Origin of the sequence: Bacteroides xylanisolvens, from assembly GCF_018289135.1 — a bacterium.
In the GTDB taxonomy this organism is placed as follows: Bacteria; Bacteroidota; Bacteroidia; order Bacteroidales; family Bacteroidaceae; genus Bacteroides; species Bacteroides xylanisolvens.
Map to the genome: position 1 here is coordinate 442,793 of NZ_CP072216.1, position 12,567 is coordinate 455,359.

Sequence of the window (12,567 nt, forward strand, 5' to 3'; positions counted from 1 at the left end):
TAAATTAGAATTGTATATCAACACCAAATGTAAATACTTTGCTCTTAGGATACGCACCCCAGTCCAGTCCGGGAGTCATCGGACTCTTGCTGGCTGTACTAACTTCTGGATCATATCCGCTGTAGTTGTTCAAGCAAAATAGATTTTGTCCCGTAGCATAAATACGAAGTTTGGATACGAGGAACTTGCGAGTCCATTTGTGGGGAAGTGTATATCCTAACGTCACATTCTTCAAGCGTAGGAACGAGCCATCTTCAACAAATCTTGAGTATACGTCATTAACTACATACCCATTGTAGCTAGGTACTTTGTTCGATGCGTTGGTCGGACTCCACCGATCGGCTACTTCTGCCAATTGGTTTCTACGTTGTGTATTAGTCTGGGTTGCATACAGGCGGGTTGCATTATAAATATCATTGCCATAATTGAATTGAAGCATGAAACTTAAATCAATACCTTTATAGTTGAAAGTATTAGTTATACCTCCATACCATTTAGGCAAAGCGTTACCGATAACCGTACGGTCATTGGTCGTAATTACTCCGTCACCATCCTGATCTTTGTATTTCACTGCTCCCGGAGCTAATCTGTTGCCAAGACTCGGATTACTTGTTACGCCCTCTTTCAACTGCAATGTGCTTGAACCCGGAACTGAATAAAAGTCAGAATATTGATAGATTCCATCAAACTCATATCCATAGATCAGACCAAGAGACTGACCAACAATAGCTCTATAATCGTATGAGGTAAAATTGCTGTCGAAACCAGAGCGTGCCTGCATGTAATCTACTCCGGACGCTAATGACTTTAATGTATTTCTGATGAAAGAAATATTGAAGTTGGTTTGCCAAGTAAAATCTCTGGTTTGAATATTGGTGCTGTTCAGACTTAATTCAATACCTTTATTCTGAATCTTTCCCACATTTTGCATTTGTGAATCAAATCCGGTAATATGTGCCAGTGATTGAGACAACAATAGGTCTTTGGTGTTCTTGATAAAGAATTCGGCTGTAACATTTAAACGGTTGTCAAGAAATCCTAAATCAACTCCCAAGTTGATGGTATTTGAGCCTTCCCATTTCAGGTTTTTATTTCTAAGTTGTTTGGGATTCAATACTGTTACGCTGCTATTACCTAAACCATATTTGTTTGCTTCATACAAATCCAGTGATAAATAGTTGGGTATATTATCATTTCCTACAGTACCCCAGCCTAAACGAACCTTGAAGTTTGAAATCCAATGAATATCTTTCATGAATGCTTCTTCAGACACACGCCATGCGGCAGAAAAAGAAGGGAAAAAGCCCCATTTCTTATTTGCAGAAAACACGGTGGAACCATCAGCACGTACTGTTGCCGTAAATAAATAGCGGTTGTCATAGTTGTAATTTCCGCGTGCATAAAATGATAATAAAGTTTTATCGTAATAAGTACTTTCAACTTTACTTGGTGTGGCACCTATCCCCATATTGTCATTTTCCATCTGGTCAAAAGGGAATCCCATCGCTTCTCCCAGCAAATATTCTGTACTTTTGTATGAAACTTCATGACCTAGCATAACATCATAATTATGCTTCTTGATTTTTTGTTTCCAAGATAAAGTATTGTAGTTAGTCCAGCGTACATCGCGTTGCATGGTTGTGCGTCCGTATGGTTGCTCACCATTACGATATGCTTCTTTAGAACCATTCTTGTAGAATATGTTGGTGCGGCTGTTTGTTGTATTATAAGTACCAGCACTTTTAAAAGTAAGTCCTTTGATAATTTGCCAGCTTACAGATGCATTACCCGACCACATTTCTGCACGTTTATTGTTAGTGACCGATTGAGTTTGCATTACAGGATTAACTTGTGCCAGACTTTCACCCGTTTCTAACATTTCCGGGTCGATAGCTGAATTCAACAACTCTTCATCAGTTAGTTTGTTTCCGCCGGTTGGGCGTGCACTAAGAATCTGAGCCAACATATTGAACCGACCTGAATCGGCAGTTGTACCAACACCTTTGCGGTTAGTTAAAGCATAGTTGATAGTAGCATTGAATGACACGCTTTTGCTGATTTTTTGATCGATACGAAGTTTGGCTGTTGTTTTATCAAAGCCACTGTTATTAAAAATACCATTTTCTACATATCGTGAGAATGCTGCATTATATTGAGAGTCATTAGTACCGCCTCTAAGAGAGAGATTATGGTCTTGAGACCAAGTAGGATTGAATGTTTCCTCTTGCCAGTTTACTCCATTTACACCAATATAATCTTCTAACGAACGATATTTCATAAATTTGCCGTCATTATCGTATTCTTTGTCGGAAATGTAGCTTTTTAAAAGCTCTGTATTGACTTCACCTTGCAACTTTACAAATTCATATGGAGACAATACGTCTAACATTTTAGAGATTTTGCGATAGCTTGCCGAGCCGTTATAACTAATTTGTGGCTTACCGCTCTTCCCTGATTTTGTTGTAATCATTACAACACCGTTTGCAGCGCGTGCACCATAAATGGCAGATGATGAAGCGTCTTTGAGCACTTCGATTGATTCAATATCTGAATTTGATAAATGATCAATATCATCTACTTGGAAGCCGTCTACAATATAAAGAGGGCTTGAATCTCCCGTCAGACTTCCTACACCACGAATGTTAATATTAAATCCAGCTCCTGGTGTACCATCTGTAGATGTGATCTGAACACCGGCAATTTGACCACCCAGTGCTCCTGCTACTGAACTTGTTTGGAATCCTTCGATATCTTTAGCAGCTACAGAAGCCACGGAACCTGTCAAATCACTGCGTTTCATTGCACCGTAACCAACTACCACAACTTCATCCAATGCTTGATTGTCAGGAACCATCTTTATATTGATAGAACCCTGACCATTGAATTTCAATTCTTGCGTCTTATATCCGATATAAGAGATGGAAATAGTAGCTCCTTTCTTTACTTTTAAAGTGAAATTGCCGTCAAAATCGGTAATTGCACCTGTGGAACCGCCTTTTACCTGTATGGTTGCTCCGATAAGAGGAGTATTTGTTTCGTCTACAATAACACCTTTAAGTGTAGATTCTTGAGCATGTACACTGACAGTGATTATCAGTGCTAAGAGGGTAATCCACCCTCTTATGCTTATTGATTTTATTAGATTGTTTATGCTATACATAATTTCTTTTTTTACGTAATTAGTGTTTAGAAGTTAGGGTCAAACCAAATTGTCAATGGGAATACTCCTGGCCCTGATTGCGGATCTTTATTCTCTTTATTAATAGTCATTTGGAAACTTACTATGCCATGTGGGTATTCTCCATTCAGAACCCATTTGTTCGGATTCAGTTTAAATGCCAACCCGTTGCTAGGATCTGCATATCCTAATGTATAATGTAGGGTATTAGTACCAGATATATTTGCATAATAGGACATAGCGTGTCTGGAACCGGTATTTGCTCCTTTAACACCGGACTCATCTACATATTTAACCCAAAGAGGATTCAAGAAGCTAGAGGTTTTAGAATCACCATTTGTAAATGAACCGCTTAGAGCTGTATAATTGACTGAACGTCTATAATCCATTGTGAATTTGGATACATCAAATTCAGAATCATTGCTTGTGATTTTAGGTGCAACAGAATAAGTACTGTTACTAATCGTTTTAGGATTTACGTGGAATACAAACGGGTTATACAATACGTGAACACCAGAAATAACCAAATCATAATGTATGAATACAGGTACTTCCAATGAAAATTCAGAGTCTTTATCTTCACCAACAGTAGCTGTTACAAAGAAGAAACCTGAAGTATTTACCGGGGAACCGTCTTTATCTACAGACCAAACTGCATTCTTAAATGTTATTTTACCATTTTCGTCAATTTCTAATTTGTCACAGTTTCTTCCGTTTCTAATGCTCCAACGTACGTTGTTTCCTGTAATATCGGTGCTTGGTGCATTAATTGTAAATTTATTTAAAATTGTATTAGCATTGGCTGCTTTATCTACAGTGATTCTAAACTGATTTGCATTGGTTGCATCATCTACTCCTATATTGTTACCATAACGTATGTAGGTAAACTTGTTTGGATTATTCTTTACTTTCAAATTAAATGAAGCTTCTTTTGAATTTTTAGTATTCGATGCTATCACTGTGACAGTGTAATTGCCTTCAGGTATGTTATGTCCTTTCTTAGCAGTCACAACTCCATTATTGTCAATAGATAACTGTTTGTTTAAGTCATCTTTCAATGAGAACGTAATTGCATCACCCTCCAATCCTTCATTAGGTGTAACGGTGAATGGAGATGATTCATAGATCTCACAGATGGCTGGATATTCGAAGTTTGCCACTGGGACAATTCGGTTCACTACATTCAGGGTATATATATCCTCAAATAAAATACCATCAGGTGCGAATTGGTTGGCTACTTTGACTGAGATAACATACTTTTGTCCTATCTCAAATCCATGATGCTTATCCACAGACAGAACCCCGGTTGTCGGGTCTATTTTTATTTTGTCAGTAGATGGTTCAATGCTTTGGATCGAATAAGTAATATTTTCTAATGACCCTTTAAGAGTAGGTGTTTCGCTTGTGAAAGTAGTTTCTGGTTCTTCAGGTGATTCAACTTCAATCAATCCTTCATTTTGCTCATAAGTTAATCCTAGCGGTTTGGAAGTGATATTGACCGTTAAGGCATTTTCGAAGATACCTTCATCTTCAGAGGATGCACCTGTAGTCAGTTTTAAAGAAAGAGTGTGGATACCAGGTGCGATATCGCTTCCTCTTACAATAGTAATTTCTCCAGTTTGAGAGATTTTAAAGAATGATGATATTTCACTTTTTGCAATTTCATATTTGGTAATCGATACATGATTACCGTCGGTTTTTACTTGTGCAGTAGGAAGCTCCTCTGTGCTTTTTGCATCTGAAACGATGCTGTACTCCACTTGAATTTCATTGGGCTCTATTATAATGCCATCAGGGACCGACTTCATCATATTTACTACTACAATATCCTTATATTCGTGGTATGAACCACCAGCCATGCATGATATTGATATCTTATATAAACCAACAGGTGTGTCTTTTGCACTGTTGATTTCAATTGCGCCTGTTTCTTTATTGATAATAAAGTCATTGCCAGTATAGGACTCACCATTTAATGTGATACCTGTAATTGTGAAGTCAGACGGTACGCTTCCTTTGTAAGAAGGCTCTGAAATTATTCCACTCATGGATGGGCCTATATCGGTCATGCCTAAATAATAAAGTGCAAAACCGGTAGTGTCAGTGGTATCCTCATCTGAACAGGATGTATAAGTCATAACTAATACAACTGTCATCAAGGCACCTAAAAACTGTGAAATGTTTTTTAGTAACTTAGATTCCATATTATATGATTATTAATTTTATTTTGAAGAAAGTGTATATTTTGTACCATTTACTGCTACTTGGATGGATACCCCTTCTGGATGGAAGATACCTGCTGTTCCGTCCTCGTTATCAGTGAATTGGGCATCAATATCCAATGCTTTACGATCTTCCTCCGTTCCGAAAGGATAAATAACGGAAATGTAGCGTGCTGCCATAGTTACATCGTCTTTTGATGCTGGCTGGTTAACTGTTATCTGGTAGCCTAAACGTAAACCGGAAATTGTTCCCATCGCATTAGATATATCTGTGGCTTGGCTTGATGACAAGCTTTTGCTTTCTTGAATTTTGGTTTCAGCAAATGTTCTGGCTAGCATATTTTTGTTGTCTGCAAAATTTGTATATGCTTGACAATATGGCTGTTCTGTTGTATGTGGCTCAAATACAGACGGAGTCTCTTCGTCATCAAGTATGTGGAAATTTAAATTGGTTTTCAGGCTTTTTGCATTTTTTCCATAGCCTTCGTCAACGATAACAAAGAATTTCTTGTCCACAAAGAATACAGTTCTACGATGAGTTGCATTATCAAAAGAAGGGTTTTCTGTTACAAGAACATCTGTATTGTTTTTTGTTTCTAATTTGAGTAATTTTCCTTCAACTTTTCCACCTTGTTCACCGCCTATGGATTTACTCATTACGGTTAGCGTATTGTGGTTCACAGTTGCTGCGAATTTTGTGCGGTCGTTACCACTGTAAGCGTATACACCTGCATCCGGGAAGAAATTACGCCCATTGTGATAGAGGCCGAATGTATTATTATCTGGTTGACTGTGCCATTCTTTATAATTGTGGTTTTTTAGAATCATCATAGTCGATTCTTTTTTCCATCCATTACGTAGAATGTAGTATCCTGAATTATCATAAGATTGTGTCAGGTGTGTGGGTTCTTTCCCAGACTTTCTTTCGGTTGCCATCCATAATAATTCTTGATCATTCGGATACATGGCTACATATTCTTTCAATCTGTTTAATAAGGTACTTTTTGCATATGAGCTTGAACGTGTATCATTGAAGTTGTCGAGAGAGTAGTCTGGATAAATTGTATTCATGACAACTTCCGTCGCTGCTTTTAGTTTATCGGTGAAGTTACCGGGCAATAAACTCATTTTATCATTTGCTTGCGTCAACAAATAAATAGAGCGGAAATCGCTGACAGCACCGATGTGATAACTTAAATCTAATTCAAATTGTACACCGTCATTATTGAACTGTTCATCCAATTGTACGCCTACTTTCTGTAATCCTTCATTTGTCCATTGTTCTGCATTTTTGAATTCTGGCATCAATATCCCTGCTGTAGCTACGGCCTGTGCTTGAGTTAAAAGAATATTTCCTTCTTGATAATAATTTAAACGCATGCATTCAACTTCTTTTTCAAATGCAGTGAGAAAGGTAGACAACCATTCTGGAGTAAAGTTGGGGGAATGGATAAAGTATGCCATGATGTCTATTTGTGAAAGTACACGTTCGGCTACTTGTAGTCCTTTCCATTCATAATCTTTATCGTTTTCAGAACCGCCTGCTGGTGGAAATTGAGTTCCTGGTTCGTATGGATAAGTAGCCAACCAATCACTATATGTTTCAATCCATGACTGAATATATTTTTCATCTTTGCTGATACGGTATGCTTTCGCTTGAGGAAGCATCCACTGGTGACGGTGACGTTGATATCTAAATTCTTGATCAGTTTCCGTGTCTTGATGAGCTGTCCAGTCTATTTTTTTTGTGTTGTTATCAAAGAAAGAATAGTAAGTTTCAACTTTGTTTTCATCAATGCTTTCATAGAAACCTCTGACATAGAAACGATATTCGAGTGCTTGGTCGGCAATACGTTGATCTTTTACCGAGATTGTGGGATTGATTAAATTGATGTTCGGATTCGTTACATTCGTTCTATTTCTATAATATTCTAATAGTGCGTGAGCTGCATAATAGTGCTCGCCTGCTTCGTAGAAAGATTTAACCTTTTCCAATCCGGGGTAATCGAGATTGATAATATCAAAGAGTTTAGGCTCGACGACATCATTAGGCTTATTTTCTGGGAGTATTTCTACACCAGAACTAATTTCACCAGATAATAAATCATCGTCGTCGTCCACACATCCTGTAAAAGTGATGGCTGTGAACATACAAGTAATAAAGAAGATGTTCTTCATGCTTTTATTAGGTTTTAATTATTAAAAGTTATATTTTACTGTTTGCAAATGTAATCTGTTTATTCCTATTCATTAAGCTGTCTTGTTCAAGCTTTGTTCAAAAATGATTTTTTTGATATTAAATTTGTTGAATCGTATATCATTTCTGTCTAAAAAGACTGTTATATATCTGATATCAGGCTTTTTATATATCATAATGTAATCTAATCCAATTGTATTTGTAGCGTTGGTTTTGTACATTTTTAGGTGTTCTATTGGATGAATTTTAGTCCATAATGATTGGGGGAATCATGGTGGATTGGAGAAATAAGAAGGATAAGTGTAACTAATCGGAATGATTCGAAATATAATCTCATAATCTCTCTCTTACGTTACTTAAGAATCACAACCTACCTTGTTCCTATTTCTTAGCTGTAGGGAAACATTTTGTTTCCTGCCTTAGAAACTCCGGTTTCAAGGCTTGAAACAAAAGTTTCACCAGCTTGGAACTTTAGTTTTTTACCTATGAAACAAAAGTTTCTTCTTGTTGAAACTAAAGTTTCAATTAGGAGAAACTACCTTGGAACTTTATTCGGTGACAGCAAAAATGCCGTCACCGTGCTGTCACCGCTTGCTGTCACATTATAGTATACTTATAATCAAATATTTAAATGCAAACAGGTGACAGATGACAGCAGATTTTCACTTTTTAATTTTCAGGAGAGATTATATTTTGGCTCAAATCCGTCAATAAGAAAAGTACAGTCTTATACATTATGGTTGTTTATTTATCCCTTTGCTTTCTTGATATACTCCGTAGGCAAACATCCGAAATACTTTTTAAAACTCGTAGCAAAGTAAGACGGTGTGTTGAATCCTACCATCGTACTGACCTCTGCTACTGTATAACGTCCGTCCTTCAGTAATTTTGCCGCTTCATTGAAACGAATCTTACGTATAAAGTCGATAGTCGATTCACCTGTGATAGCTTTCAATTTGAGATGCAGATTAGAACGGCTCATATTCATTTCTCTGGCGAACTCGTCGGTGGAGAATTCAATATTATCCATATTCTTTTCTACGATGGCTACGGCACGTTTCAATAAAGCTTCGTCCATGGCGTTGAATGTAATCTTTTCCGGTTCCACTTCCAGAGATTTGGAATACCGTTCAAGCATACGCCTGCGGGTGCGCATCATGTTCTGTATTTTCGTAGTCAGTATGGCAAGAGAGAACGGTTTCGGGATATAATCATCCGCGCCCATTTGCAGACCTTCCATCTGATCTTTGGTTTCGCTTTTGGCAGACAGGATAATCACAGGAATGTGACAGGTACGGATATTCTGCTTCACATTCTTGCATAGCTTGATACCATCCATCACAGGCATCATGACATCAGTCACAATAATGTCCACTTCATTCTCTTTCAGCTTTTCCAGGGCTTCTTCACCATTTCCGGCTTCCAATGTATTGAAAAGTTCGGAAAGTCCGCTACTGAGATAATGGCGGATTTCATTATTGTCTTCTACAATAAGAATCGTACCACGTTTCTTGTCACCGGTTTCGATCGCTTCGTTTTCTACTTTTTCCGTATCAATGAAATACATCTCTTTCGAGTTGGTAGAATAAACTTGGTCCTCCTCATTTTTAGCGTCATTAGAAGCTAATTCGGAAGGTTTGTAGATATTTATATCCTGTGGCAGATAAACAGAGAAAGTACTGCCTTTGCCTTCTTCACTGTCTAACTCAATACGTCCGTGATGCAGTTCCACCAAACGCTGTACCAATGACAGCCCGATGCCGCTTCCTACATGCTCACTCTCTATCTGATAGAAACGTTCGAATATTTTCCCCTGTTTGTTGATAGGGATACCAATGCCAGTATCACTAACTTGCAGTACCAGCCAATTGTTTTCCTCTTTCAACGTAACAGTAATGCTTTGCCCGCTTTCTGTATATTTGAAAGCATTTGAAAGCAGGTTATTAACGATCAGTTCCAGATAATTCGGATCGAAAAGTTCCTCTTTTTCTTCCAGTTCGGAGTGGAGAGTATAAGTAATCTTCTTGTGGCGTGCCAGTTTATCGTAGAACAAGAAATTATCCTGTATCAGTTGATGCGCATTCTCTTTCTTTACTTTCAGCTCGAAAACTCCCAATTCGGCACGGCGATAATCCATCAACTGGTTGACAAGATGCAACAGACGATTGGCGTTGCGTTGGATATATTCCAGTTGGTTACGAGTCCAGCGATCACTAATCTTATTGATTATTTCTTGTAAAGGAGCTAAGATGAGAGTTAATGGCGTGCGAAGCTCGTGCGAAATATTGATGAAGAAACGCATCTTCATCTGGTTGATTTCTTCTTGATGCTCCTTGTCCCTGCGTTCAAGTTCCAGTTCCGCTTCCATACTCTTACGCATCCAGAAGAAGCGGAAGACGAAAGTGATAAACCCGATAAAAGTGGCGAGGAAAATCATGATTGCCCACCAGGTCTTGTACCAGATAGGGAGAACTATGATTTCCAACATTGTAGGTACAGTATTCCATTTTCCGTCACTATTGGCAGCTTTTACCAAAAAGTGATAAGTGCCTTGTGGTAGGTTGGAGTAGGAGACAGTACGTTTATCTGTCAGATAATACCACTCTTTGTCATATCCTTCCAGTTTATAAGCGAAAGTGTTATGTTGTCCGGAAATATAATTGGATACTACAAATTCAATCGTGAAAGCAGTTTGCCATGATTTCAGGGTGATACTTTCTGTCTCATTGATATTCTTAGTCAGGATACCGGTTTCATCATCCGGGCGAACTGTCTTGTTAAACAGTTGAAGTTTAGTGATAACTACCGGAGGCGTATAAGGGTTATCCAGCAACAGTTCCGGGCGGAAAGTAGTGATCCCGTTGATACCTCCGAAATACATCTGACCGCTCGAAGTGCGACAGAACGAAGAAGTATTAAACTGATTACTCTGTAATCCGTCGGATTCCGTAAAATTACGGAACCTCTCTGTTTCCGGATTGAAACAGGAAATACCACGATTGGTACTTACCCAAAGACGTCCGAAAGTATCTTCCAGAATACCATATACCACATTATTAGGCAAACCGTTAGCCGTAGTATATCGTTTGATTTTCTTTTCTTTCTCATTAAAACAGTAGAAGCCTTCACGCGTACCTACCCAAATGATACCGTTGGCAGCCTCGTAAATGCAATTGGTAAACGTCTTTGTTACAGATGATTCCGGCAGAATAGGCACCTTTTCTATCTCGATTCCTTCCTGCTGAAAGACAGATATACCTTCCTCACCCCCGACCCAAAGCCGTTTATGGGAATCTCTGAACAGGATTGTGATTCGTTGTGAAGTAAATGGAGTACCGTCCTTTTCCTTATCAATGGTGGTAAAACTCTTTTTTTCCGGGTTAAAACTAACCAGAGCACTTAATGTCCCCAATAAGAGATTCCCTCCTTTGTCAGGAAGAATAGCATATACATTCTCATTCACCAACTGGCTGTTCAGCTGATTGAAACTTTCCATTTTTCCACTGTTTCGATGGAGGACAGTCAGTCCGCCGGCATGTGTCCCTATATATACAAGTGATTTTTGTTCATCTACATATACGGCTTTGATATTGTTGGAACCAATACCGATTTCCCGTTCGTCTTCCTGTAAGATATAGTGCGTAAACTGTTGTGTCTTTGTATTATACAGATTCAAACCACCATCATTCGTTCCTATCCATAAGTTCTTATCCTTATCTTCCGTAATGCAGCTGACTACGTTATCGCTTAGAGAATTCTTATAGGGAATACGCTGGATATTCTTGAATCTGTTGCGGATAGGATGGTAATAGTTCAATCCCCCGAAGTAGGTTCCAAGCCACATACCTCCTTGCGAATCCATAAAGATACTGCGAACCGAACGTTGTGACAAACTGCCGTTTTCTACCGGACTGCTACTGTAGGAAACGAAAGAATCGCTTCCTTCATGATAAATGTTTAGATCATTGAACGTTCCTATCCATAAGCGATTTTGCGAATCCAGTGCCAGGGAGCGGATATAATTGGAACTGATACTTTTAGGATTGGAAGAAGAATGATGATAAGCCTTGACCTCTTTCGTTTTCGGATTGAGCAGAAGCAGACCGGCTCCTTCGGTAGCTACCCATATACGGGTAGGAGATTGCTGCAAAATGGCCTGAATCTGTTTCGTTTCCGTTATCGGAGTAATTTTTTCCAGTTTCTTTTGAGGAATGGAATAGCTGTAAAGCCCGTCAACCGGGGTACCGATATAGATAATATCCCCCTGTCTGTAAAGAGCTGAAGCTATAAGCTTGTGCATAGCGGTACTAAAAGAATCATCAACGAATCGTGATTCTTTAATATCGAACATAGTCAGACCTTCTTGTGTGCTTATAAGCAACTGTTCCGGTGAGATTTCTGCAATACCATTGATTTGTTGCCGTTTGCCTTTTTTCTCGTAGAAGAAATTTCTGAATTTGTCTTTTTCTTCGTCATAATATGACAAACCATCCCGCGTACCGATCCAGACACGTCCCTGACTGTCAGTTTTTACGATTCGTGAAATGTCATTAGCAATACTGTTCGGATCCTCTTCATTATGTTGATAAACTGTAAATGAATACCCGTCATACTTGTTTACTCCATCATAGGTCGCGAACCACATATTACCTCTTTGGTCCTGATCGATAGAAAATACGGTGCTTTGTGACAATCCTTCGTTAATAGAAATATAAGAGAAGTTAATTTGCTCCGGAACTTCAGAAAAAACGCAATTAACCCCTATACATAGAAAGAGTAGACAGATTGTTGTTTTTTTAAGGCTGTTCATTATTAGTTCATAAGATTAATAATGGCATCAAAGATAGCAAAATCTTTTATATGGAGGTATTCAATAGAGAGAAAGTAAATATAGGGAATGAAAAAATACCACCGATTATACAGATTAGCACGGATTTTTATATCGACAATCTTCGAATTACAATTAAATC

Annotated in this window: 4 protein-coding genes; all 4 read right to left on the reverse strand. The window is 38.3% G+C overall.

What is annotated here, in order from left to right:
- Positions 1-4 precede the first annotated feature (4 nt).
- The 4 genes from INE92_RS02045 to INE92_RS02060 all read right to left on the reverse strand — a co-directional run bounded on the left by INE92_RS02045 (position 5) and on the right by INE92_RS02060 (position 12,407).
- Positions 5-3,160 carry a SusC/RagA family TonB-linked outer membrane protein gene (locus tag INE92_RS02045; protein ID WP_195436458.1) on the reverse strand — a complete coding sequence of 1,052 codons (3,156 nt, stop codon included), beginning with the start codon at positions 3,158-3,160 and terminating at the stop codon, positions 5-7.
- 26 nt (positions 3,161-3,186) lie between these two features.
- The gene (locus INE92_RS02050) at positions 3,187-5,382 is read right to left on the reverse strand and encodes a surface glycan-binding family protein (RefSeq protein ID WP_055235957.1); all 2,196 of its coding nucleotides are present in this window, start codon (positions 5,380-5,382) and stop codon (positions 3,187-3,189) included.
- 18 nt (positions 5,383-5,400) lie between these two features.
- Positions 5,401-7,578: a heparin-sulfate lyase HepC gene (hepC, locus tag INE92_RS02055; protein WP_195436460.1), complete on the reverse strand. Its 2,178-nt coding sequence runs from the start codon at positions 7,576-7,578 to the stop codon at positions 5,401-5,403.
- Between the two features lie 767 nt (positions 7,579-8,345).
- Positions 8,346-12,407 carry a hybrid sensor histidine kinase/response regulator transcription factor gene (locus INE92_RS02060; RefSeq protein WP_195436461.1) on the reverse strand — a complete coding sequence of 1,354 codons (4,062 nt, stop codon included), beginning with the start codon at positions 12,405-12,407 and terminating at the stop codon, positions 8,346-8,348.
- Positions 12,408-12,567 lie beyond the last annotated feature (160 nt).